The organism is Deinococcus grandis (assembly GCF_001485435.1).
Classification (GTDB): Bacteria; Deinococcota; Deinococci; order Deinococcales; family Deinococcaceae; genus Deinococcus; species Deinococcus grandis.
On the sequence record NZ_BCMS01000001.1, the window covers coordinates 2,283,765 to 2,307,831 of the forward strand.

23 protein-coding genes and 1 riboswitch are annotated in these 24,067 nt (G+C 69.7%); of the genes, 7 read left to right on the forward strand and 16 right to left on the reverse strand.

The genetic code is table 11. The annotated features are described in order from the left end of the window. Window positions 1-2: 2 nt before the first annotated feature. The 8 genes from DEIGR_RS11140 to DEIGR_RS11165 all read right to left on the reverse strand — a co-directional run bounded on the left by DEIGR_RS11140 (window position 3) and on the right by DEIGR_RS11165 (window position 5,411). Window positions 3-1,622 carry an MDR family MFS transporter gene (locus tag DEIGR_RS11140; RefSeq protein ID WP_058977272.1) on the reverse strand — a complete coding sequence of 540 codons (1,620 nt, stop codon included), beginning with the start codon at window positions 1,620-1,622 and terminating at the stop codon, window positions 3-5. After that, window positions 1,619-2,068 (reverse strand): MarR family winged helix-turn-helix transcriptional regulator, encoded by a 450-nt coding sequence (locus DEIGR_RS11145; RefSeq protein ID WP_236704730.1) that lies wholly within the window; start codon window positions 2,066-2,068, stop codon window positions 1,619-1,621. The genes DEIGR_RS11140 and DEIGR_RS11145 overlap by 4 nt, the downstream gene beginning before the upstream one ends. A gap of 337 nt (window positions 2,069-2,405) precedes the next feature. Continuing rightward, a complete protein-coding gene (locus tag DEIGR_RS11150; protein WP_083524025.1) occupies window positions 2,406-2,915 on the reverse strand; it encodes a transposase in 510 nt (169 codons plus the stop codon). Then, window positions 2,891-3,295, reverse strand: a complete 405-nt coding sequence (locus DEIGR_RS19665; protein ID WP_083524026.1) for a transposase — start codon at window positions 3,293-3,295, stop codon at window positions 2,891-2,893. Before DEIGR_RS19665 ends, DEIGR_RS11150 begins: the two co-directional genes overlap by 25 nt. Window positions 3,296-3,367: 72 nt before the next feature. Beyond that, window positions 3,368-3,949, reverse strand: a complete 582-nt coding sequence (locus DEIGR_RS11155; RefSeq protein WP_153013714.1) for an IS630 family transposase — start codon at window positions 3,947-3,949, stop codon at window positions 3,368-3,370. Then, window positions 3,931-4,428: a winged helix-turn-helix domain-containing protein gene (locus DEIGR_RS19670; RefSeq protein ID WP_322787165.1), complete on the reverse strand. Its 498-nt coding sequence runs from the start codon at window positions 4,426-4,428 to the stop codon at window positions 3,931-3,933. Before DEIGR_RS19670 ends, DEIGR_RS11155 begins: the two co-directional genes overlap by 19 nt. Before the next feature lie 78 nt (window positions 4,429-4,506). Beyond that, on the reverse strand, window positions 4,507-4,968 hold the full coding sequence (locus tag DEIGR_RS11160; protein ID WP_058977284.1) for an NUDIX domain-containing protein: 462 nt from the start codon (window positions 4,966-4,968) through the stop codon (window positions 4,507-4,509). Then, complete coding sequence (locus DEIGR_RS11165) at window positions 4,965-5,411, reverse strand: NUDIX domain-containing protein (protein WP_058977286.1); 447 nt, start codon at window positions 5,409-5,411, stop codon at window positions 4,965-4,967. Before DEIGR_RS11165 ends, DEIGR_RS11160 begins: the two co-directional genes overlap by 4 nt. An 86-nt stretch (window positions 5,412-5,497) precedes the next feature. Further along, window positions 5,498-5,595: riboswitch (TPP riboswitch) on the forward strand. 63 nt (window positions 5,596-5,658) lie between these two features. On the opposite strand from DEIGR_RS11165, the gene DEIGR_RS11170 reads away from it, so the two are divergent. From DEIGR_RS11170 to DEIGR_RS11185, 4 genes are all read left to right on the forward strand, one after another. Further along, window positions 5,659-6,681 (forward strand): thiamine ABC transporter substrate-binding protein, encoded by a 1,023-nt coding sequence (locus DEIGR_RS11170; protein ID WP_153013850.1) that lies wholly within the window; start codon window positions 5,659-5,661, stop codon window positions 6,679-6,681. A gap of 372 nt (window positions 6,682-7,053) precedes the next feature. Beyond that, a complete protein-coding gene (locus DEIGR_RS11175) occupies window positions 7,054-8,601 on the forward strand; it encodes an ABC transporter permease (RefSeq protein WP_058977289.1) in 1,548 nt (515 codons plus the stop codon). 13 nt (window positions 8,602-8,614) lie between these two features. Continuing rightward, complete coding sequence (locus tag DEIGR_RS11180; protein ID WP_236704731.1) at window positions 8,615-9,589, forward strand: ABC transporter ATP-binding protein; 975 nt, start codon at window positions 8,615-8,617, stop codon at window positions 9,587-9,589. Further along, window positions 9,586-10,230 (forward strand): thiamine diphosphokinase, encoded by a 645-nt coding sequence (locus DEIGR_RS11185; protein WP_058977293.1) that lies wholly within the window; start codon window positions 9,586-9,588, stop codon window positions 10,228-10,230. The genes DEIGR_RS11180 and DEIGR_RS11185 overlap by 4 nt, the downstream gene beginning before the upstream one ends. A 201-nt stretch (window positions 10,231-10,431) precedes the next feature. Here the strand turns inward: DEIGR_RS11185 and DEIGR_RS11190 are convergent, their stop codons facing one another. Then, window positions 10,432-11,799 (reverse strand): alpha/beta hydrolase, encoded by a 1,368-nt coding sequence (locus DEIGR_RS11190; protein ID WP_236704732.1) that lies wholly within the window; start codon window positions 11,797-11,799, stop codon window positions 10,432-10,434. Between the two features lie 164 nt (window positions 11,800-11,963). On the opposite strand from DEIGR_RS11190, the gene DEIGR_RS11195 reads away from it, so the two are divergent. Then, window positions 11,964-12,572, forward strand: a complete 609-nt coding sequence (locus DEIGR_RS11195) for a hypothetical protein (protein WP_236704733.1) — start codon at window positions 11,964-11,966, stop codon at window positions 12,570-12,572. 53 nt (window positions 12,573-12,625) lie between these two features. Here DEIGR_RS11195 and DEIGR_RS11200 read toward each other — a convergent pair whose 3' ends face one another. The 7 genes from DEIGR_RS11200 to DEIGR_RS11230 form a co-directional block, all read right to left on the reverse strand. After that, window positions 12,626-13,990, reverse strand: coding sequence for a gluconeogenesis factor YvcK family protein (locus tag DEIGR_RS11200; protein ID WP_083524027.1), 1,365 nt, complete (start codon window positions 13,988-13,990; stop codon window positions 12,626-12,628). Continuing rightward, a complete protein-coding gene (gene rapZ, locus DEIGR_RS11205; protein WP_058977299.1) occupies window positions 13,983-14,822 on the reverse strand; it encodes an RNase adapter RapZ in 840 nt (279 codons plus the stop codon). Before rapZ ends, DEIGR_RS11200 begins: the two co-directional genes overlap by 8 nt. Before the next feature lie 260 nt (window positions 14,823-15,082). Further along, complete coding sequence (gene metG, locus DEIGR_RS11210; protein WP_058977301.1) at window positions 15,083-17,086, reverse strand: methionine--tRNA ligase; 2,004 nt, start codon at window positions 17,084-17,086, stop codon at window positions 15,083-15,085. Between the two features lie 799 nt (window positions 17,087-17,885). Then, window positions 17,886-19,088: a carboxynorspermidine decarboxylase gene (gene nspC, locus DEIGR_RS11215; protein ID WP_407638321.1), complete on the reverse strand. Its 1,203-nt coding sequence runs from the start codon at window positions 19,086-19,088 to the stop codon at window positions 17,886-17,888. 85 nt (window positions 19,089-19,173) lie between these two features. Beyond that, entirely contained in the window at window positions 19,174-19,893 is a 720-nt protein-coding gene (locus DEIGR_RS11220; RefSeq protein ID WP_058977303.1) for a 2-phosphosulfolactate phosphatase, read from the reverse strand. 1 nt (window position 19,894) lies between these two features. Beyond that, window positions 19,895-20,569 carry a ribulose-phosphate 3-epimerase gene (gene rpe, locus DEIGR_RS11225; RefSeq protein ID WP_236704734.1) on the reverse strand — a complete coding sequence of 225 codons (675 nt, stop codon included), beginning with the start codon at window positions 20,567-20,569 and terminating at the stop codon, window positions 19,895-19,897. A gap of 142 nt (window positions 20,570-20,711) precedes the next feature. Next, complete coding sequence (locus tag DEIGR_RS11230) at window positions 20,712-21,353, reverse strand: YbhB/YbcL family Raf kinase inhibitor-like protein (RefSeq protein WP_119673358.1); 642 nt, start codon at window positions 21,351-21,353, stop codon at window positions 20,712-20,714. A 288-nt stretch (window positions 21,354-21,641) separates the two neighbouring features. Here DEIGR_RS11230 and scpA point away from each other — a divergent pair, with 288 nt between their 5' ends. Together scpA and DEIGR_RS11240 are read left to right on the forward strand one after the other, a co-directional pair. Then, entirely contained in the window at window positions 21,642-23,771 is a 2,130-nt protein-coding gene (gene scpA / locus DEIGR_RS11235; protein ID WP_058977304.1) for a methylmalonyl-CoA mutase, read from the forward strand. A gap of 77 nt (window positions 23,772-23,848) precedes the next feature. Next, entirely contained in the window at window positions 23,849-24,067 is a 219-nt protein-coding gene (locus DEIGR_RS11240) for a hypothetical protein (RefSeq protein ID WP_058977305.1), read from the forward strand.

Consider the following 24,067-nt stretch of genomic DNA (forward strand, 5'->3'; position numbering starts at 1 on the left):
CTTCAGTCGGTGGCGCTGACCTCGATCTTCTCGGCGCGCGGGGCGAGTCCGGCCCGGCCCTTCAGGGGACGTTCGGGCAGGGCGATGGTCGCCAGGAACGCGAGGCCCACGAGCACGGCGGATACCAGGAACACCTGATCGATCGCGCCGGCCATGACGCCGCGCAGGGCGTCGAGGATGGGCTGGAGCAGGTTCGCGTCGCCCAGTCGGCTCAGGCCCGCGCCGAGCTGCGCGGTGGCCTGCGGGCTGGTCAGCAGGTTCGGGTTGGCGATGGCGTCCTGCACGGGGGCCGGGAGGGTGCGGGCTGCTTCGGGCAGCTGCGCGGCGAGGTTGGCGTTCAGGTGGGCGTTCACGAGCGCGCCGAACAGACTGACGGCCAGGGTGCCGCCGATCTGCCGGAAGAACTGGTTGCCGCTGGTGGCGCTGCCCAGCTGCTCGCGCGGCGCGGCGTTCTGCACGGCCAGGGTCAGCTGGCTGTTCACGGGACCTAGGCCCAGGCCGAGCAGGACCATGATGCCCACGGCGATCAGGATGGGCGTGCCGGTGCCGAGCGTGGTGGCGAGCAGCAGCGCGCCGGTGGCGACGATTCCACCCGCCAGGATGAGATTCTTGTAGCGGCCGGTGCGGCTGACGACCTGCCCGCTGAGGGTGCTGGTGAGGATCATGCCGAACATCAGCGGCGCGAGGGCCAGACCGCTGCCGCTGGCGCTGCTGCCGCGTACGCCCTGCATGTACAGCGGGAGGTACAGGATCGCGGCGTACATGCCGGCGCTCGTCAGGAAGCCCGCGAGGGACGCGATGGCGATGCCGCGGTCTTTCAGGAGGCGCAGGTCGAGGATGGGGCGTTCCTGGCGGGCGCTGTGCCCCGCGTACGCGCCGAAGGTGAGGACGGTGGCGGCCAGCAGGCCCAGAATCGTGGCGCTGCCCCAGGCGTACGTGCCGCCGCCCCACGAGAGGGCCAGGGTCAGGGTGGTGACGGACACGCCCAGCAGCAGCGCGCCGGGCGCGTCGAAGTGGCCCCGGGCGCCGGGGGCGGGCAGGCGGAAGTACCGCCAGATGAAGTACGCGGCGAGCAGCGCGAAGGGCAGGTTCACGAAGAACACGCTGCGCCAGCCCAGGTGGTCGGTCAGGAAGCCGCCGACGAGCGGCCCCACGACCGAGCTGACGCCCCACACGGCGCCGGTGTAGCCCTGGTAGCGGCCGCGCTCGATGGGCGTGAACAGGTCGGCGATGGCGGTGAAGCTCATGGCCATCAGGGTGCCGCCGCCGATGCCCTGCAGGGCCCGCAGGACGATCAGCTGCTCCATGTTCTGCACGAAGCCCAGCAGCACACTGCCGAGGGTGAACACGGCGATGCCGAGCAGGATCAGCGGGCGGCGGCCGTAACGGTCGCTGATGGTGCCCACGATGGGAATGGTGATGGTGGTCGCCAGGGAGTACGCGGTGAACGCCCAGGCATACAGGTGGAAGCCGCCCAGATCGCTGATGACGCGGGGCATGGCGCTGCCGACGACCGTGAGGTTGAGGCTGGACAGGAACAGCACGGTCAGGATGCCGACGAACGCGAGGAGCTGCTCGCGCGACGGGGCCGGACTGGCCGGGGTGGGTGCGGGGGTGGTCATGCGGGGTCTCCAGGGGTGGGGCAGGGGGCGTGCAGGGCCGCGTCCAGGGCGGCCAGCGCGGTCAGCGCGGCCTGCACGCGTTCGGGGGGCAGGTGGCCGAAGTGCGCGTGGACGATGTCCTGCGCGACCGCGCGGGTGCGGGCGCGGGTGGCCTGCCCGTCGGGCGTGAGTTCCAGGCGCTGCACCCGCAGGTCGCTGGGGTCGGTGACGCGGCGCACCAGGCCCGCCTGCACGAGTTTGGTGACCATGCGGGTCACGGTGGGCGCGGGGAGGTTCTGCGCCTGCGCCACGGCGCTGGGTGTGTCGGCGCCGTCCATGACGGTGGCCAGCACGAGCAGTTCCTTGGTGTTCAGGCCCAGTGCGGTCTCCAGCGGGTCGTCGAGGACGTGATGCACGCGCCGGGACAGCCGCAGGATCAGCCGGACGAGGCCGTACAGGTCGTCCATGACTGGAGTGGGGGTGAGGGTGGGACTTCCATTCATTTCAGATGGAAGTATTTCAAATGGAAGGAGTTCTCGCCAGTGAGCAAGTGTTCATCCAGCAGGAACACCACAGGTCACACTTCAGGGGGCGACCGCGCTGACGGGTTCTCACTCCGCTCATTCTCATAAGGGATGCAAGTGACTCGCTTTCAATGCGGTCACGTTCCGTTGACCCTCTCCCCTGCGGGACTCGTAGAGCTGAGCAGCAGTGGAGCGAAGCGACGGAAGGGTGAGGGGGCCACCGGGCGACTCCGAATGACGTGGCATCACTTGAATCCCGTATCAGAGGCTGTCTGGAAAGTCATTTTCGAGCTGGTGACGGCTGTTCACCAGCGAACGCCGCGAGTCTGCGAATCATAAGCCGAACAAACGACACAACGATGAACGCCGCCGTTGTACTCGGCAGCAGGTCATACTCCCGGTTCAAGCGACGATCAAACGACAACCACGCGAAGCTCCGCTCCACCACCCACCGCTTGCGCAGCACCTTGAACGTCCGATACCCCCTGAACGTCTTGATCTGTTCCTCCGTCAATTCCTGTCCCACAGGCAGCCAATACCTTCGGGTGTTGGCATCCGCACGCCGTACCACTTCCACGCTGAACCCCAGAGTGGTCTTCACCCACGCCTCCCACGGCCCGGCATACCCTCCATCCACGAACAGATGGAGTGACCACTGCGGCTGCGACAGGTGCACCTGTCGCAGCAACACCTTCCCACCCTCGCGGTCGCTGATGTTCGCTGCCGTGACGGTGACACCCAGCAACAACCCCTGCGTATCCACGATCAGGTGATGCTTTCGTCCGTTGATCTTCTTGCCCCCGTCGTACCCTCTGACCCCCCTTTTTGGGAGGTCCTCACACTTCGGGAATCCACGACGCCCGCCGTTGGGCGGGCGTTGCGGCCCATGGCCGTTCGAGTCTGGGTGCGCAGCGCGTCATTGACGCGCAGCCAGACGCCATCGAGCTTCCACTGCCGGAAGTAGCTGTACACCGTCTTCCAGTGCGGAAAATCGGCAGGCAACATGCGCCAGGACACGCCGCCACGTGTGATGTAGAAGATGGCATCAACGACATCCCGGCGATGGATGCGTGCTGGACGTCCGCCTGGTTGAGGCGCGGGAATCAGTGGGCAGAGGATGGCCCATTCAGCGTCACTGGTATCGCTGGGGTAGTGTCGGTGCCGAGTCATAAAAAACAGTACGCTGTTTTCGACACCACTCCCTCAACCCTCTTTCCAGACAGCCTCTCATACGGATTCCGATTAATTCGCTAACAAAGGCCACCAGTGAAAGAGGGTCTGCTGAGTGATGAGATCAGGTTGAGCTTCCAACCACACGCAGCGTTCGGAGAGTGCCAATTCCACCTCTTCAATGCTGTCGAACGCCCGGTTCGCGATTGGTACATCCGTCAACGCCCAGAGCCGTTCTGCTGGCTGCAATTCCGGCGAATACGGCGGGAGCGTCACGGTCTGAATGCCCTCCGGATGCCCATCATCGGGTGGCACGTGGAAACCGGCCCCATCCTGAACGACCAGCACACGATGGTCGGCGCTGGCGCCGACCATGCGGGCAAACGCAGCCATGACGGCCACATACGCCTGTTTGTTGACGACTGGGATCAACCAAAACAGGCTCTTGCCGCTCTCCGGATTGGCAAACGCGTACACGTAGAGCCACTCGTACCCAGGCTGAACCGGACAGGTCAACGGCTGCCCAGTTGGTGCCCAGACTGGACGGCGGATTGGCTTGAGCCCGATCCGATGTTCGTCCATACACCACAGGGAGACGCGCGGTGAGAGACGCTCCGCCTGGCGGAGCGTCTCGATCAGGACTTTGATTTGAATGCTTCCTTCGCGGCCTCATCGCCCCCAACGTGCCGGGGGCGGGGTCGTTGGGGGGTAAAGCCAGCCGCTCGAAGGAATTCATAGGTGCGCCCGAGGTGAACGGACAGTCCGTACTGCTCCTGAAGCCAGTTCTGAACGTCTTTCCCAGACCAGACGATGTCCTGCTCGAAGTCGGCGTGTAGTCGGGTCGCCAGGGTCTGTTGTTGCTCAGCGCTCAATAGCCGGGGTGCACCCTGATTCGTGTGGCGCCCGTCACACAGCCCGGCAAGTCCCCGGTCGCGGTAGCGGTTCACCAGATCGTAGGCGGTGACCCGGCTGTACCGGGTCACTTGGAGAATCTCTGGGAGGGGGCGTCCTTCAGCGAGGAGGGCCATGAATTGGGCTCTGCGCCGCTCGACGGCGCAGGTGCTGGTCGTGTAGAGGTGCCAGAAAGTGTCGGCGTCATGCGCCAGGGGAGCCGTCAGGAGTGTCTGTTTGATCTGACAATCATAAACCTTTTAATCGGAGTCCGTATCAGAGACCTTGAGGACACCCCTCAACACCTCTGAAACCCGCTGTCAGCGATCGGCCAGCGGCACTCCCCGCAGGGCCGCCCAGCCGTCGAGCATCTCCGAGAGGCGCACCCCGCCCCGCAGGTGCGCGTCCAGCACGCCCGGCAGCCATGGTAGGGCGTCGCCCGGCAGGGCGTGCGGGTCGAACCACCCGACGTCCGAGGTCTTCTCCAGCGGGGTCGGCTCGCCCGTCCACTCGCGGGTCAGGAAGAACACATCCAATCCCCCCATGCCGTCCAGGTCGTAGCGGCAGGCTCCCAGGCAGGTCAGGGCCGACGGGTTCACGCGCAGGCCCACCTCCTCCAGCACCTCGCGGGCCGCCGCCTGCGCCAGCGTCTCCCCCGCCTCCACGTGCCCGCCCGGCAGGCCCCACAGGCCATCGGCGTAGGAGGACCCGGAGCGGCGGCCCAGCAGCACCCGTCCCGCGTCGTCCTGCACGATCAGCCACGCGACCAGATGAAACGTCACGCGATCACCCGCGCCGAATGCACGTCGTGCAGCTGCTCGGTCAGGCGCGCCCCGCGCCGCAGGTGGGCGTCCAGTAGCGGCGCGACCCACGGCAGGGTGTCGGGCGGCAGGTCACCGAGCGCGAACCACGCGACTTCCGAGGTCTTGTGCAGCGGCTGCGGCTGACCCGCCCAGTCCGGCGCGCGGAACAGGAAATCCGTGCCCTGCGCGCCGTCCACCTCATAGCGGCGCACGCCCAGCAGGGATAGCCCGGCCGGGTCGAGGGTCAGGCCCATCTCCTCCCAGACCTCACGCGCGGCTGCCTCGGGGAGGCCCTCACCACGCTCCACGCCGCCGCCCGGCAGGCCCCACAGGCCGTGTCCGTACGCAGAGCCGTCGCGGCGCCCGAGCAGCACGCGGCCCCCCTCATCCTGCATGACCACCCACACGAGTAGATTCCGCATGGTTCAGGGTGGCACGCGTCGCGCGCCGCAACCGCAACCGGTGACGCAGGACACCTCCCGTGCGGCAGCCTGCGCTATCCTCACGGACGCGTCACCGGGGGTGCCTGCCGAAGGGCGGGCTGAGACTTACCCCAGGAACCTGATCCGGGTCATTCCGGCGGAGGGAGCGTGACCGGCCGCCCACACCCGTGGCGCAGGCCCACCGCTTCCCCTCGTGACGCGAGGGGACTTTCTTATGCGTAACACAATGATCCTGCTGACCGCACTCGCCGCCGCTGGCGCCGCCAGTGCCCAGACCACGCTGACCGTCATCACGCACGACTCGTTCGACGTGGACAAGAAACTCATCGCCGCGTTCGAAACGCAGAACCGCGCGAAGGTGCGCTTCATCAAGGGCGGCGACGCCGGGGAACTCCTGAACCGCCTGATCCTCACCCGCCGCGCCCCCATCGCCGACGTGGTGTACGGCCTCGACAACAGCCTGCTGCCCCGCGCCCGGCAGGCGGGCATCCTCCAGCCGTACAGGAGCCCCGCGCTGTCCCGCGTGCCCGCCGCGTACCGCCTGGGCGACGACGGCCTCCTGAACACCGTCGACTACGGCTTCGTGGCCCTGAACTACGACCGCGCGTGGTTCGAGAAGAACGGCGTGGCGCTCCCCAAGAGCCTGGACGACCTGAAAACCCCCGCCTACGCGAAACTCACGGTCGTGCAGAGTCCCGCCACGAGCAGCCCCGGCCTCGCGTTCCTGCTCGCCACCGTCAACCACTACGGCGAGGCAGGCGCGTGGCAGTGGTGGCGCGCCGCCCGGCAGGGGGGCATGAAAGTCACGCGCGGCTGGAGCGACGCGTACTACAAGGACTTCACCCGCAACGGCGGCCGGTACCCCATCGTGCTGTCCTACGCCAGCAGCCCCGCCGCCGAAGTCTTCTACGCCGACGGCTTCACCCCCACCAAACTCCCCGCGCAGGCCCCCACCGCCAACCTCTTCCTGCCCGGCAGCACCTACACCCAGCTCGAAGGCGTCGGCATCCTCAAAGGCACCAAGCAGGCGGCCCTCGCCCGGAAATTCGTAGACTTCATGCTGAGCGCACCCGTCCAGAGCGACATCCCCACCCGCATGTGGATCTACCCCGCCGTGAAAGGCACCCCCCTGAACCCCGTGTTCACCTTCGCGCAGGAACCCCAATCCACCCCCATCAAGGCCGAGGTCGCCGCCAACCCCCAGCGCCTCGTGGACGCGTGGGTGACGCAGGTGCTCCGGGCGAGGTGAGGGTTGTAGGGAGTGGGAAGTGGGAAGTAGGAACGGCAACACCGCTGCTGCGCAGGACCCCTCAGTCAGCTGCGCTGACAGCTCCCCTCAGAGGGGAGCCTGCACACCTTCTCTCGCCTGAGCTGAAACAGTAGAACCTGCCGACATGCACCAGGACACCCTGCCCCTCTACCGTCGTGGCCCACGAGCCGTCGTGCGCGAAGCGCGCGGGCCATCGGCGATGCCGGAGGATGGCGTCGAGGCCGGACACGTCACCGCCGCAAGAAAGCCCGCCGCGTCAGTCGAATCTCTTGCCGAGCGCAGCGACTGCTCCCCCTGCCCCGCTGGGGTAGGGGGCTGGGGGGTGGGGCAGCCCGCCGCAGGCGCCCACCCATGACCCGCACGAAACTGGAGGGCTGGCTCCTCGCCCTGCCCGGCCTGATCTTCGTGGCCCTGTGCCTCGTCCTGCCGCTGGCCAGAACGCTGCGCGAGGGTGGCGTGACCCTGGACGTGTGGCGGGATCCGTACTTCCAGGGTCGCCTCGCGTGGACGCTGACGCAGGCGGGCGTGACGGCGGGCGTGGCGGGGCTGATCGGGGTGCCGCTGGCGTTCCTGCTGTCGCGGTTCGAGGTGTGGGGGAAGGCGCTGTTCTTGCGCCTGCTGCTGTTGCCCTTCGTGACGCCGACGCTGGTGGCGGTGTTGGGCCTGAGTGCGCTGCTGGGGCCGCAGGGGTGGGTGACGCGTGTGACTGGAGTGGACCTGAGTGACACGCCGACGCTGCTGGTGCTGGGGAATCTGTTCTTCAACGTGCCGGTGCTGGTGCGCCTGAGTTACGCGGGGTTCGCACGGGTGCCGGGGAACGTGGTGGGCGCGGCGCGGTCGCTGGGCGCGCCCTGGTGGCGGGCGGCGCTGGGCGTGGCGCTCCCGCTGGCGCTGCCGGGGGTGCTGGCGGGGGTGGTGCTGGTGTTCCTGTACTCGGCGTTGAGTTTCGGCCTGCCGCTGGCGCTGGGTGGGGAGCGGTTCGCGACGCTGGAGGTGGAGATCTACACGCTGACGGCGCTGCAACTGCGTCTGTCGGAGGCGAGTGCCCTGATCGTGGGGCAGCTGGGGTTCACGCTGCTGGCGACGTGGGCGTACGTGGCGCTGTCGCGGGGTGGGGTGGGCGTGCCGCTGGGTGGCCTGCCGCGCGCTCGGGGTGGGGCGCGGGTGGCGCTGGTGGGGCTGGGGGGTGTGGTGGCGCTGGTGTGTTTCGCGCCGCTGTTCGCGGTGGTGGTGCGGGGCCTGCTGGGCACGTCGGGGTTCACCTTGGCGTACTGGCAGGGCGTGCTGGCGGACCCGGAGACGCCGCTGCTGGTGTGGAACACCGTGCGCTTCGGGTTGATGGCTCTGGCGGGCGCCACGCTGCTGGGCGGCCTGTACGCGCTGGGCGCGTGGCGCGCCGGGTCGCGGGCGCTGGACCTGGTGTCGCTGCTGCCGCTGATGGTCTCACCGGTCAGCCTCGCCGTCGGGTACCTGCTGGCGTACCCGGTGCTGGCCGCCACGCTGCCCATGATGATTGCGGCGTACACGCTGCTGGCGTGGCCGCTGGTGGTGCGTTCGCTGCTGCCCGCGCTGCGGGCCATTCCACCCCGGCTGTTCGAGGCCGCCCGTTCGCTGGGTGCCTCCCGCGGCGCGGCGTTCCGGTCCGTCACGGTGCCCCTCTCCTTCCCGGCCCTGCGGGGCGGCGGGGCGCTGGCCCTGGCGACCGTACTGGGCGAGTTCGGCGCGACCCTGGTCCTCACGCGGCCCGAGTGGGCGACCCTCAGCACCGGCCTGTACGAACGGCTGGGCCGCCCCGGTGAACGCAACCTCGGCGAGGCCTGCGCACTGGCCACCGCGCTGCTGCTGCTCGCCACGCTGGCCTTCACGCTGCTGGACGGCGGCGAGGGCGAGGTCACGTGAGATGCTGTCCCGCGTGACCGACCTTCCCCCTGCCCTGTCCCTGCGTGACATCCACAAATCGTTTGGTGGGGTGTCGGCGGTGCATGGGGTGTCGCTGGATGTGGCGGCGGGTGAGACGGTGGCGCTGCTGGGTCCGAGCGGGTGCGGGAAGAGCACGGTGCTGCGGGTGGTGGCGGGCCTGGAACGGCCGGACGCGGGGTCGGTGGCGGTGGCGGGTCGGGACGTGACGGCCCTGCCGCCGGAGGCGCGTGGGGTGGGGCTGGTGTTTCAGGATTACGCGCTGTTCCCGCATCTGAGCGTGCTGGGGAACGTGGCGTACGGGCCGCGTGTGCGGGGCGCGGGGCGCGCGGCGGCGGAGGCGCTGGCGCGCGAGGCGCTGGCGCTGGTGGACCTGCCGGGGCTGGAGGCGCGGCGGGTCGCGGGGCTGTCGGGGGGGCAGGCGCAGCGGGTGGCGCTGGCGCGGGCGCTGGCGACGGGAGCGGGGCTCCTGCTGCTGGACGAGCCGATGTCGAACCTGGACGAGCGGCTGCGCGCCGAGCTGCGCGCGGGGTTGCGGTCGCTGTTCGCGCGGGTGGGGGCCGGGGTGCTGCTGGTCACGCACGACCAGCGGGAGGCGCGGGCGCTGGCCGGTCGCGTGGCGGTCATGCGGGCGGGTGAACTGGTGCAGGTGGGGGGAGCGGAGGAGGTGTTCGCGCGGCCCGCGACGGCGTGGGTGGCGGCGTTCCTGGGCGAGGTGAATCTGCTGCCGGACGGGCCGGGCTGGGTGCGCTTCGTCCCGGAGGAGGCGCTGCGGCCCGGTGTGGGTGAGTGGTGGCCGGTGGTGGCGCGGCAGCCGGTGGAGGGGGGTGTGCAGGTGACGGTCGCGCACGCGTGGGGGCCGCTGTCCCTGATCCTGAGTGCGCGGGAGGCGGCGGCGCTGGAAGGGGACCGCCTGCGCCTGAGCGTGGAGGAGTCGGGCGTGCGGCGCCTGCCGGAGGACCGAGCGTGATCGCGTGGGTGCTGGTGGGGGGTCGGCTGGTGGATTCGCCGTTGCTGGCGGCGCTGCCCCGACCGGATATCGTGGTCGCGGCGGATGGTGGGGCGCGGCACGCGGCGCTGCTGGGCATGTGGGGCGTTGGCGTGCGGGTGGACGTGTGGGTGGGGGATTTCGACTCGTCGGCGGGCGTGTTCGTGGACGCCCCGCGCGAGGTGCACCCGGTCGCGAAGGACGAGACGGACGCGGAACTGGCGATCCGCGTGGCGCGCGAGCGGGGCGCGACGGAGCTGGTGCTGCTGGGTGCGTTCGGGGGCCGCTTCGATCACACGCTGGCGCTGGCGCTGCTGGCCCTGCGCCTGACCGAGCGCGAGGGGCTGCGCGTGACCCTGACCAGCGGGGACGAGTGGGGCTGGCCGCTCACGCCCGCCTCTCCCCTGTCGCTGGAGGTGCCGCGCGGCGCGACCCTGAGCGTGCTGGCCGTGACCGACCTGCGCGGCCTGAGCCTGGGCGGGGTGCGCTGGCCGCTGGAGCACGCGGATATTCCGCTGGGGAGCGGCTGGACGGTCAGCAACGAGGCGCAGGGCGGAACAGTGACCGCGTCGTTGCGGGAGGGCCGCGCCCTCGTGACGCTGCTGCCCACCCTGCCGGAATAACGCGAGGGGGGCACCCCGAACCGGAATGCCCCCTCTCTTCCCACTCCCTACTCCACAACCTTCTCACAGCGGTTTCCAGTTCCATTGAAGGGCCAACGGCACGCCCCTGGGCTCCACTTCCAACCGCTGATGTTGACGGCTTCGCGCTCTGCTCGGTTCAGAGGCATTGAGCACATCCCTCAACACTTCTGAACACCGCTGTCAGTTCGCGGGGCAGGCGTCCACGCCGGGGCGGGTGCCGCGCGTGAAGGTGCAGCCGTAGTTCGGGTCGGCCAGCACGGCGGGCGTGGTGACGTCGTCCCCGGCGGGTTTCGCGCCGCCCGCCTCCCATTTCACGAGGTCGCCAAAACCCTCGACGAGCTCCGGGCCGGTGAATTCGCAGTGTCCGGCGGCGCGGATGGCGCGCTGCACGAGGCGGTCGCCGTTCCCGGCGGCGGTCACGGCCGCGCGGTACAGCCCCTGGTGTTTGAAGGGCACGTAGAAGTCCCCGGTGGTGTGCAGGGTCAGCACGGGCACGCTGATCTCGCCGTTCACGCGGGGCAGGTAGCGCACCTTGCCGGTCAGGGCGGGGTTGGGGTCCTGGGCGGGCGTGACGCGCACGAGGCCCGCGTTGAAGGCGGTCTCGGCGGCGGTGGGGGTCGCGCCGGTCGTCCAGCGGTAGGTGGTGGTGGCGTTGCCGTAGATGTTGCGCGGCAGGATGCCGGTGATGGTGCCGTCCGCGCCGCCAGTGCCGAGCACCGCCTTCTGCCAGTACCCGGCGCGGAAGCCCAGTTCGAAGGCGGGGCGGGGGCCGCCGGTGAGGTGACGGGCGATCTCGCGCAGTTTGGCGCCCTGGGTGGCGTTCTCCTGCCACAGGGGGTCGGTGGTGCTGGTGAACAGCGCGCCCAGGATGTCGGGCAGCAGCGCGCGGTACGTGTCGCTGCCCTGCGGAAAGGTCTTCGGGCCGACCCCGGCGAGCTGCGCGGCGGCCAGCGTGTAGTCCCCGAGCCACTGGAATTCGTATTCCTCGTCCATGACGCCGCAGACGGGCATGGCGGCGGCGTAGGTGGTCCTGTTCTTGGCGGTCTGGGCCGTTTCCTTCTCGACGGCGGCGCCCGCCACGTGCCCGCCCATGCTGACGCCCATGATCAGCGTCTTGGTGGGTTTCGCCCGGCCGGTCAGGGTCGGGAAGGCGTTGGCCAGGGCGTTGGTGTCCTCCACGCCGGCCTGCACGTCGTAGTAGTTGGCGCTGTAGGAACTGGCGGCCCAGGCGTACCCGAGGCTCAGCCAGTAGGCGCGCAGGGCGGGCGCCTGGACTTTCAGGTCCGGGCCGTCACCGGCGTAGCCGTGGGCGTACATGATCAGCTGGCCGTTCCAGGTGGCGGGCACCTCGATGGCGTACGCGGCGTCGCCGTGGATGCCGGGCATGACGCCCTGATAGATGCTCGCGCCGGTCAGGGCGGTGAAGGTGGGCGTCACGGCCTTGAAGGTGCGGGTGTCGTGCGGGCGGCTCTGGGTGGGGAGGGTGGTGCGGGTGCAGGCGGACAGGGTCAGGACGGCGAGCAGACTGGCGGTCATGGAACGCTTCATGGGACTCCTTGGGCGCGCGGGGGCGCCGGGGTGGGTTGTGCTGGTCTGCCCTGACTGTATACCCGGGAACCGCCGCGGGCCTCCTCACGTAGTGGGTGGGTATGAGATCAAGTGGCAGAGGGTGGGGGTGCGGGTGTCTGGGCTGCGGCGGGGGCACGCTGCTGGTGCTGGCGCTGCTGGGCGGCCTGGCGTGGTTCCTGGTGATTCAGCCTGCGCGAGCGTTCCTGGCGAACTGGCAGACGCCCACCACGCAGACGCAGAGTGGACCGGCGCAGGGTGGGCAGACGCAGGGTGGGGGGACGGTCACGCCGCCCGCCCCGACCGGAAACGTGAACGGGGCGCTGACGAAGGCGGACGTGCAGAAGTTCGTGCGGGTGCGCCGTGACGTGCGTCAGGCGATGGGTTCGTCGTTCACGGGCGTGCAGCAGGTGTGGACGGACATCCAGAACGGGCAGAACCCGAACCTGTTCCAGATGATGACCGTGCTGCGCGAGGTGGGCGGCAGCGTCGGCGCGGCCCGGCAGGCGCAGGAGGCCGCCCTGAACCGCGAGAACATGAGTGCCGAGCGCTACGCGGCGGTCCGTGCGAGCGTGAACCGCGCGCTGGGCGTGCCCAGCATCGACTTCTCGCAGGCGGCGCAGTCCCTGCAGAACGGGCAGCTGCCGGACCTGAACCGCGACGTGCAGACCGGCACCGCGCAGGAACGGGCCCTCGTGCAGCCCTTCCAGCGGGAACTGACGGACACGGTCGCGCTGGGCCTGCTGGGCCTGTAAAGCTCGCGTGGTGCGGGGCGGCCCTCATGTGGGGCCGCCCCGCACGCTGCCGTTCAGGTGGTCTGGTCGCGGCGGGGTGCGGCGTACAGCAGCGCCTGGGCCAGGGCGGCCGGGTCGTGGCGGGCCTGGCCGGGGTGCAGCAGGGGCAGGATGACGCTGCGGCCGCGCAGGTCGCGGCTGGCACCGCTGAGGCTCAGCAGGTGGGCGCCCTCGGCGGCGTAGCGGGCGATCACGTCCCGGGGTGGAACGGCGTTGTTCACGAGCACGCAGTCGGGCGTGCGGCCCAGGTGGCGGGTGATGGCCTGCACGTGCGCTTCGAGGGTCAGGTCGTCGGTCTCGCCGGGTTCGGTCATCAGGCTCGCCACGTAGATCAGCGGCGCGGGGGTCTGCCGCAGGGCCTGCGCGACGGCAGGGACGAGCAGCGCGGGAATGATGCTGGTGTACAGGCTGCCGGGGCCCAGGACGATCTGGTCGGCGTCCCGGATGGCCTGCACGACCTCGGGCAGGGCGGGCAGGTCCGGCGGGTCGAGGGTCACGTGGTCGATGCGGGACGGGCTGACCTGCGTGGCGAACTGGCTCTCGCCGCGCACGGTGCGGCCGTCGGTCAGGTGGGCGACCAGGGTGGGGGGCTGGGTGGCGGCGGGGTACACGCGGCCGCGGATGCGCAGCACCTCGTGAATGTCGAGCATGGCGTCGCTGAGGCTGCCTTCCTGCTCGCTCAGCGTGGCGAGCATCAGGTTCCCGAAGGTGTGCCCCTGGATGCCGTCCCCGCGCGCGAAGCGGTGCAGCAGCAGGCGGGCCATGACGGGACTGTCGCTCAGGGCGGCGTAGCAGTCGGTCAGGTCGCCGGGGGCGATCATGTCCAGCGACTGGCGCAGGCGGCCGCTGCTGCCGCCGTCGTCGGCGACGGTCACGATGGCGGTGGTGTTCCCGGTGTGGACGCGCAGGCCGGTCAGCAGGTTGGACATGCCGGTGCCGCCGCCCAGGGTCACGATGCGCGGGCCGCGGGACAGGTGGCGGTTCTGGTACATGAGGTCCACGGCCTGTTCGGGCGCGGTGCCGGTGCCGCGCAGCACCGAGCGGTTGAGCATCATGATGCTCCACAGCGCACCGAACAGCGCGAGCAGCATCAGGACGACGCCGCCCACGTACAGCGGCATGACCTCGGGGCGGATCAGGGCGTTCACCCACAGGATCCAGCGGGTCGCGGTGAAGTGCAGCGGGCCGGTCCAGGTGAAGTGCAGCACGCCCACCGCGCCGATCAGGGTGCAGATGACGAACAGCGCCAGCCAGCGTTTGACGCCCAGGCCGGGAGACATCCACATGCGGGCGCGGCGGCCGGCGTGCTGGCCGCGCGCGAGCAGTTCGCGGCGGCGGGTTTCCGGTGGGGCGCGGTGCGGGAGTGGCGGGTCACTCATGGGGTTCTTTCATGTCGCGGTGATCCATGATATCGACATTCAGGTCCTGCAGGTCGTGCGCGAGGCGTGAGGCGACGGCCACGCTGCGGTGCTGCCCGCCGGTGCAGCCGATCGCGACGGTGTACCCGTGGCGGCCCGTGGTGCGGGCGCGTTCGGCGGCGACCCGCACGAAGTCGCGCAGGTCGGCGTAGAACTGCTCGCTGGCCTCGCCCTGGAAGGCGTACGCGGCGACCTCGGGGTCCAGGCCGGTGCGGGGGCGCAGTTCCGGGTCGTAGTAGGGATTGGGCAGGCTGCGCACGTCCAGCACGAGGTCCGCGTCGCGGGGCGGGGCGTGCTTGAACCCGAAGGACATCAGGCGCAGGTGGAAGTCGTGTTCCAACCGGAAGACCCGCAGAACCTGCGCGGCGAGGTCCTTGGCGCTCAGGGCGGTCGTGTCGATCACGGTGTCCGCGATGGAGCGCAGCGGGGCGAGCAGTTCGCGTTCCCGCGCGAAGTCGAACATCAGGTTCTCCCCGAGCGGATGTTCGCGGCGGGTGAAGTTGTAGCGTTTGAGCAGCACGTCGTCGTTCGCTTCGAGGAACAGGACGCGCAGGTCCTCGCGGCGGCGTGAGAGGCGCACGTAGCTGTCCTCCAGCGCGCCCATGAAGTCACGGGTGCGGACGTCGGTGCTGATGGCCACGCGGGTCAGGCCGCGGGCGTGCACGAGGTCATGCATGGCGCCCCACAGTTCGGGCGGGAGGTTGTCCGTGATGAAGAACCCGGCGTCCTCCAGGGTTCGCAGCGCGGTGCTTTTTCCACTGCCGGACAGACCGGACACGACGACAAACGGCATGGGTGCAGTGTAGCCCGCGCCTGCCGGGCGTCCCGTGACGGGACCGTCATGGAACATGAACGCCGCCCGGCGCGTAGGGACGCGCGGGCGGCGGTGCGGGGTCATACGGATTCCGTTTGTTTCGCCAACAATCCGGAACTTCACCGGATTGCCGGCTCCACTTCCGGAACCCGTTTCTCTCTTACTCGCATCCGCTCGGATTGAACGGGCTTTGCAGCCCATTCAATCGGAGTCCGTATCAGTGGCGGATCAGCGCCGGTTCAGCGGACCTTGGTGCCGCTGGGCAGGTCTAGGCCCAGGCCGACGAGGTCCAGGTTGCCCTGGTCGTCCTCGGCGGCGAGGATCATGCCCTGCGATTCGATGCCGCGCAGCTTGGCGGGTTTCAGGTTGGCGACCAGGATGACCTTGCGGCCGACCAGGGCCTCGGGTTCGAACCACCGGCGGATGCCGCTGACGACGGTCCGTTCCTCCTCGCCGAGTTTCACGGTGAGTTTCAGGAGCTTGTCGGCCTTGGCGACGGCCTCGGCGGCGATGACTTCCGCGACGCGCAGGTCGATGCGGGCGAACTCGTCGATGCTGATCAGCGTCCCCTCGGCCTCGGGTGCGGCGGCGGGGGCCGGGGCGGCAGCGGGGGCGGTGGTGGTCGGTTCGGGGGCTGTCTGGGTCATGGTTTTCTCTTTCTTGCCGGGCTTCGGGATGGGCGCGGCGGGGGTGGGGGTGTCTTTCGGTTCGGGTTTCGGGAAGAGGATCGCGCCGCCCTGCACGCGCGTCCCGGCGGGCGTGAGGCCCCACGCGGCCTGCAGGGCGTAGGTGTGCCCGCCGAGGCCCAGCTGGGCGCGCAGTTCGCGGGCCTTGACGGGAATCACGGCTTCCAGGGCGACGCTGGCGACGCGCAGGCCCTCGGCGGCGGTGTACAGCACGGTGTCCAGGCGGCGCTGCGTCTCCTCGCTCTTGGCGAGGGTCCACGGGGCACTCTCGGCGATGTAGCGGTTCAGGTCACGCACGAAGTTCATGGCGGCCTCGATGGCCATGTTGATCTTCAGGTCGTCCACGAGGCCCAGGATCTGCCCGGGCAGGGCCAGCGCGGCGGCCTCGATCTCACGGTCGCGGTCGCTGAGGTCCGCCGCGGCGGGAATGACGCCCGCGCGGTACTTCTGGATCATGCTGACGGTCCGCGAGAGCAGGTTGCCCAGGTCGTTGGCGAGGTCGCTGTTCAGGCGGTTCACTAGGATCCCCTCGCCGTAGGGGCTGTCGGCACTGAGGGTCGCCTCGCGCAGCAGGGTGTAGCGGATCGCGTCGACCGGGTACGCGCCCACGAGCGCCTCGGGGTCGATGGCGTTCCCGAGGCTCTTGCCCATCTTGCGGCCGTCCTCCGCGAGGATGTGGCTGTGCACCACGAGGCGGCGGTAGGGGGGCAGCCCGGCGGCCTTGAGCATGGTCGGCCAGAACACCGCGTGCGGCTTGAGGATGTCCTTGCCGATCACGTGCCACGCGGTGCCGATCACGTCGGGCTTGGCACCCTTGCTGACGGGCGCGGACACGTAGTTCAGCAGCGCGTCGAACCACACGTACGTGACGTGGTCCGGGTCCCAGGGCAACTCGATACCCCACGGGACGCGGCTCTTCGGCCGGGAGATGCTCAGCGACCCGATGGGTTCACGCAGCATCTCGATGACCTCGTTGCGGTACCCGGCGGGCTGGATGAAGTCCGGGTTCTGCTGGATGTGCCCTTGCAGCCACGCTTGGTACTTCTCCATGCGGAAGAAGTAGTTCGCCTCGCGGCGCAGTTCGGGCGGGTCCTTGTCGCCGGGGTAGCGGCGCACGCCGTCGGGACCCTCCACGAGTTCCTTCTCGGTGACGTAGCGCTCGGCGCCGACCGAGTACAGGCCCTCGTACTCGTCGAAGTAGATGTCCCCGGCGTCGTACACGCGTTGCAGGACGTCCTGCACGAAACGCTTGTGGCGCCCCTCGGTGGTGCGGACGAAATCGTCGTAGCTGATTTCCAGGCGGTCCCACAGGCCCTTGAAGGCGCGCGTGGCGAGGTCGTCCACGAACACCTGCGGGGTCTGCCCGGCCTTCGCGGCGGCCTTGGCGATCTTCTCGCCGTGCTCGTCCGTGCCGGTCAGGAAGAACACGTCCCGCCCGGCGAGGCGCTGGTAGCGGGCAATGGCGTCGGTGAGGATCTTCTCGTAGACGTGCCCGATGTGGGGCGCGCCGTTGGCGTAGTCGATGGCGGTCGTGATGAAAAACGGGTCTTGGCTCATGGGCGTCCTTCCTTCCCCGCGGCGCGGTGGGCCGCGCCGGGGGCAACCTGTTCAGGATACGGGCTGCGGGCGGGGGCGTGAAATGGCGTGCGGGGCGTCCCGGCCTGATCGGTGACGCCCCGCGCGGTCGCTGCTCGTGCTCAGCGCCGGGGGGACATTCGCATGCGGGCCGTCATGCGGCCCAGTGTACCGTCCGGGGTGCGGCGCGGCCATGCGCTGTCTGGCAGAGGGGCCTGCCCCGCGCGTGACGGGCGGCCCTGCGTGGGGTGGGGTTCACCTGAAGGTCCATGAGGGCCGAAAGCGCGTGCATGAGGCGGGGGTTCAGTGACGGGTCAGGTGCGGCGCCTATGCTGGGCTCACCTCGGAAGAGGTGAAGACCACTCAGCGTTTTCGTGCTGCCGGAGGGACACACCGCACGCCCCCGGCCCACCCCTCCCCCCGCAGGCGACGCCGCAATGTGCGCGGCCACCACACGGGGTTCCAATCGGCGCCTGTGCCGCCCAGGCAGAGGCACACCCCTTCACCGAAGCTTCGTTGTCCAGCACCCGGGCCGCCCCCACGCGCAGAGGAGGCGGCCCGGACCCTGTACCACGTCATACGCGACTCCAGTGATTCCACATCATTCGGAGTCGCCCGGTGGCCCCCTCACCCTTCCGCCCTGTCGCTCCACTGCTGCGCAGCTCTGCGAGCCCCTCCCTCTCTGCTGCGCAGCTCTCCGAGTCCCACAGGGGGAGAGGGGACAATGGAATGAGATCACGGTGCAAGCAAATCAATTTTATCCCGTATCAGATAGGCGCGGTCAGCTGAGCTTGGCCCTGAACTCCTCGTACCCGAAGGTCTTCACCCGCTCGTACGAGCCGTCCAGATGCAGGATGCCGATATCCGGGTGCTTCACGCCGTTGAAGAACGTCGTCTTCACCATCGTGTAGTGGATCATGTCGTCGAACACCACGCGGTCCCCGACCTCCAGCGGCCGGTCGAACACGTACTCCCCGACCACGTCCCCCGCGAGGCAGGTCGTCCCGCCGATGATGTACGGATGCCCGCCCGCGCCCTCGGTCGTCTCGCGGTGATGATCCAGCTCGGGCGGATCGCCCGCCCCCAGGATGCGGGGCCGGTAGGGCATCTCCAGCACGTCCGGCATGTGCGCCGACACGCTGATATCCAGCAGCAGGGCGTCCTTCACGTTATGCACCACGTCCAGCACGCTGCTGACCAGCCAGCCGGTCTGCCAGCCGAACGCACTGCCGGGCTCCAGGATCACGTGCACGCCCCACCGCTCACGGAAGGCCCGCACCACGCGGATCAGACGCGGAATGTCGTAGCCTTCGCGGGTCATCAGGTGTCCCCCACCGAAATTCACCCACTTCACGCGCGAGAGCACGTCCCCGAAGTTCCTTTCGAGCACCTCCAGCGTCCGCTCCAGCGTGTCGCTGTCCTTCTCGCACAGCGTGTGGAAGTGCAGGCCGTCCACGCCGTCCATCAGGTCCATGCGGAACTCGCGCCGGGTCACGCCCAGCCGGGAAAACGGCCCGGCCGGGTTGTACAGGTCCGTCTCCACCTCCGCGTACTCCGGGTTCACGCGGATGCCCACGTGCACCGTCCGGCCCGCCGCGCGCGCCGCCTCCACCTGCGGCTTGAAGCGCGCCCACTGACTGAACGAGTTGAACACCAGATGATCGGCCAGTTCCAGGATCGCCGGGAACTCCGCATCACTGTAGGCGGGCGCGTACACGTGAACCTCGCCGCCCATCTCCTCGCGCGCCAGACGCGCCTCGTTCAGGCTGCTGGCCGTCGCCCCGGTGATCCCGTACTCACGCAGCGTCGGGAACGCCGACCACATCGAGAAGCCCTTGAACGCCACGATGATCTGCGCGCCACTCTCCTGCTGCACGTACGAGATCAACTCCAGGTTCCGGCGCAGCCGCGACTCGTCCAGCACGAACGCCGGACTGGGAATCGCCGCCCAGTCCACCGACTCGGTCGGGGTCACAGCACTCAATTTGAGATCAGAGGGAAAAACAGTCACGCCCCACAGCGTAACGGCTGACGCGCACGAAAAGGGTCAGCGGGCGTTCAGACCGGGCTTATCCCGCCGTGAATTTCAGGGTGCCTTCGGGCGCGTCGTCGGGCGTCAGGGTGGGGACGATGGTGCTGGTGCTCAGTCCGGCAGCGGCGCGGACGTCCTCGCCGAGGCCCAGGCGCATGAGGTGCTGGCCGTGGCCGCTGCTGCCCAGGGCCTCCAGGGGGTTGCCGCCGTTGCGACGGACGGTCAGGGCGATGCGGGCGCCGTCGTCGATGCTGAATTCCCCCATGGCGAGCAGGTACTCGGCGAGCACCCCGGCGGCGTAGACGTCCTCCAGCCCGACGTGTTCGTCGGTGCCGGCGCAGACGATGGCGATTTCCTCGGTGGCGGCGGCGCGGGCGCGACGGGCGGCGGCGTGCGCGTTCGTCAGGGCGGCCAGGAAGATGTGCTTGCCGCTCTGCGCGGCGGTGTGGGCGGCGCCGGTGCCGTTGGTGGTGTTCATGACGACCGTCTTGCCGGTGAAGTTCTGCCCGGCGGCCTCCACGGGACTGTTGCCGAAGTCGAAGCCGGGGATGGGCAGCCCGCCGCGTTCCCCGCCGAGCAGGTAGGGGCTGCCCTCGGTGCGGAGGTTCAGGGCGATCTCGGGGGTGGCGGTGAGCAGCAGGGCGTCCGCGCCGCGTTCGAGATACGTGACGGCGGTGGTGGTGGCGCGCAGCACGTCGATGATGACCACGACGTCCGGGTAATTGCCGTGTGGGAGGAGGTCGACCCGCAGGCGCATGTTATTTCAGGGCCTCGCGCAGGCGTTCGAGTCCGGCCTGCGCGCCGTCCCTGCCGAACACGGCGCTGCCCGCGACGAGGTTGCTCGCCCCGGCGGCGACGACCGCGCGGGCGTTCGTGGCGCTGACGCCGCCGTCGACCTGGAGTTCGGCGGCGCTGCCGATCTCGTCGAGCCAGCGGCGGACGGTGCGGATGCGCTCCAGGCTGTTCGGGATGAATTTCTGCCCGCCGAAGCCCGGGTTGACGCTCATGATCAGGACGAGGTCCACGTCAGCCAGGACGGGCCGCAGGGCCTCCAGGGGGGTGCCGGGGTTCAGGGTGACGCCCGCCTTCTTGCCCAGTTCCCGGATCTGCTGCACGGCGCGGTGGACATGCGCAGTGCTCTCCACATGCACGGTCAGGCCGTCGGCGCCGGCGTCGGCGAAGTCCCGCAGGTAGCGTTCGGGCCGGTCGATCATGAGGTGCACGTCCATGAACAGCGGGCTGGCGGCGCGGGCGGCGGCCAGGATGGGCAGCCCGAAGCTGATGTTGGGGACGAACTGGCCGTCCATGACGTCCACGTGCGCCCAGTCGGCGCTCTCGATGGCGCGGAGTTCGTCGCCCAGGCGGGCGAAATCGCTGGCGAGGATGCTCGGCGCGAGCTTCACGCGCCTCGCTTCGGGGGTGTCGGCGGTCACGGGCAGAAGCTTAGCATTCCCCACGCGGGGATTTCACGGGGGGCGAAGCGGCGCGCCCGAGTTCGCGCTGGGCAGAACGCGAACACAGAACTGACCCGCCCCGGCAGGCGCGCGGGGCGGGCAGCAGACGACCGGCCGTGGCTCAGCGGCCGTAGTACGCGGTCAGGCTGGTCTTGGCGAGCACCTTGCCGTTCAGCATGAAGCCCAGCACGGCGGGTGTCGTGCCCGCGGGCAGGTCGAGGGTGCTGCTCAGGGCGTACAGCGTGAACACGTAGCGGTGGGCGGGATCACCGACCGGGGGGCACGCGCCGATGAAGCCGGGCTGCCCGCCCTCGTTGTTCAGCTGCGTGGCCCCGGCGGGCAGGGTGCCGCCGGGGTTCCCGGCGCCCTGCGCGAGGCCGGTGGCGCTGGCGGGGATGTTGAACACGGCCCAGTGCCAGAAGCCGCTGCCGGTGGGGGCGTCCGGGTCGTACTTGGTGAGGACCAGGGACTGCGTTCCGGCGGGTACGCCGCTCCAGTTCAGGGCGGGGCTGATGTTGGGGCCGCTGCACCCGAAGCCACTCGCGACCTGCGCGGCGGGGTACGCGCCGCCACCCGCGAAGGTGGGGCTGGTGAGGCTCAGGCCCATGGCGGTCGCGGTGGGGGCGGGCTGCGCGACCGTGAGGCGCTGGGCGGGGTTCAGACCGGCGTTCATGGGGTTGGCGCCGCCGACCATCTGGGTGGGGGCGCAGGCGGCCAGGGCGAGGGTGGTGACGGTCAGGGCGGCGGTGTGCAGGTGGCGCATGGGGGTCCTCGAGGTGCGTGGCAGGGGTTCGCGTTCCGGCGCGCGGGGCGGCGGGGGCGCGGGCCGCGCAGGTGGTTCAACGCTAAACGGTCTGGGTGGCGGGCCGCCTGCGGGGGTCACATTCTGAAGGGAGCCTCACCGGACACTTCAGACTTCGTCAAGGGCGGAGCCCGGCGCGTGGCCCTGTCTCACACGCAGGAACAGCCGACGCCCCACGAACACCGAACGGTCGTTTGGTGCCGGGGCGGGGTGGGTGGCATGATGGCGGCAGCACACGGAGGAACACACATGCCCGACCTGAGTGCCTGGAAAGCCCAGGCCAGCAAGGACCTGAAGGGCGCCGACCCGGCGCGCCTGAACCGCGAGACGCCTGAGGGCATCACCCTCCAGGCGCTGTACACCGCAGACGACGTGCAGAACGTGGACACGGCCTCACTGCCGGGCCTGCCGCCCTTCACGCGTGGGCCGCGCGCCACCATGTACGCCGCGCGCCCCTGGACCATCCGGCAGTACGCGGGCTTCAGTACCGCCGAGGAATCGAACGCCTTCTACCGCCGTAACCTCGCCGCCGGGCAGAAGGGCCTGTCGGTCGCGTTCGATCTCGCCACGCACCGCGGGTACGACAGCGACCACCCGCGCGTGGTGGGCGACGTGGGCAAGGCCGGGGTCGCCATCGACTCCGTCGAGGACATGAAGATCCTCTTCGACGGCATCCCGCTGAGCGAGATGTCGGTGTCCATGACCATGAACGGCGCGGTCCTGCCGATCCTGGCCGGGTACATCGTGGCGGGGCTGGAGCAGGGCGCGACCCTCGATCAGCTGTCCGGGACCATCCAGAACGACATCCTGAAAGAGTTCATGGTCCGCAACACGTACATCTACCCGCCGGCGCCCAGCATGCGGATCATCGCGGACATCATCGAGTTCACGGCGCAGCAGATGCCGCGCTTCAACTCCATCAGCATTTCCGGGTACCACATCCAGGAGGCCGGGGCGAACGCCGCGCTGGAACTCGCGTACACCCTCGCGGACGGGCTGGAGTACGTGAAGGCCGCGCTCGGGAAGGGCCTGCACATCGACGAGTTCGCGCCGCGCCTGAGCTTCTTCTTCGGGATCGGCATGAACTTCTACATGGAGGTCGCCAAGCTCCGCGCCGCCCGCCTGCTCTGGAGCGAACTCATGGCGCCCTTCGAGCCGAAAAACCCCATGAGCCGCGCCCTGCGCACCCACTGCCAGACGAGCGGCTGGAGCCTGACCGAGCAGGACCCGTACAACAACGTCATCCGCACGACCGTCGAGGCCATGGCGGCCGTGTTCGGCGGGACGCAGAGCCTCCACACGAACTCCTTCGACGAGGCCATCGGCCTCCCCACCGACTTCAGCGCCCGGATTGCCCGCAACACCCAGCTGGTCATCCAGGAGGAGACGGGCATCCCGCACGTCGTGGACCCCTGGGGCGGCAGTTTCATGATGGAACGCCTCACCCACGACCTCGCCGAGAAGGCCCGTGAACTGATGCGCGAGGTCGAGGAACTGGGCGGCATGGCGAAGGCCATCGAGAGCGGCGTGCCGAAACTGCGCATCGAGGAGTCCGCCGCGCGCAAACAGGCCCGCATCGACCGGGGCGAGGACGTCATCGTCGGTGTGAACAGGTACCGCCCCACCCAGGACACCCCGGTGGACGTGCTGGACATCGACAACGCCGCCGTGCGGGACGCGCAGATCGCCCGCCTGAACCGCGTGCGCGAAACGCGCGACCCGCAGGCCGTGCAGGCCGCCCTCGCGGCCCTGGAACATGCCGCCCGCAGCGGGTCAGGCAACCTGCTGGCCCTGAGCGTGACCGCCATGCAGGCCCGCTGCACGGTGGGCGAGGTCAGCGACGCGCTGGAACGCGCCTGGGGCCGCCACGCCGCCGAGATCCGCACCCTCAGTGGCGTGTACGCCGCCGGGTACGACGGCGACGAGGGCTTCGCGTCCCTCCAGAGTGACATCGAGGCCTTCGCCGAGGCCGAGGGCCGCCGCCCCCGCATCCTCGTCGTGAAGATGGGCCAGGACGGCCACGACCGCGGCGCGAAAGTCATCGCCACGGGCTTTGCCGACCTGGGCTTCGACGTGGACGTCGGTCCCCTCTTCCAGACGCCCGAGGAAGCCGCGCGGCAGGCCATCGAGAACGACGTTCACGTGGTCGGCGTGAGCAGTCAGGCCGCCGGGCACAAGACCCTCGTGCCGCAACTGATCGCCGCGCTGCGCGAACAGGGCGCCGGGGACATCCTGGTGGTCGTGGGCGGCGTCATCCCGCAGCAGGACTACCCCGCTCTGCGCGAGGCGGGCGCAGCGGGCATCTTCGGCCCCGGCACCCCCATCCTCAGCAGCGCCCGCGAAGTGCTGAACCTCCTGCGAGCGCGCGAACAGGCGTGAGCACACCCCAGCCCAGCCCGCAGATCCCGACCCCCGCCGATCCCAGCCGGGTCTGGCGGCACCTGGGCTGCTGGGGCATGGCGATCGGCCTCCTGGGCGTCGTCATGGGTGCACTTCTCCTGCTCGAACCTCTGGGGATGGGCTTCATCTTTCTGCTTGCCGGCGGTGGCCCGGAGTCCTGGGACAGCCTCCCGAACGTCAACCCGCCGCTCCTGCTGGTTCTCGTGACGGCTGTCCTCTTTATCGTGAGTCTGGCCGTCTGGCTGATCTCCCTGATCTTTCGCCGGAGAGCCTGA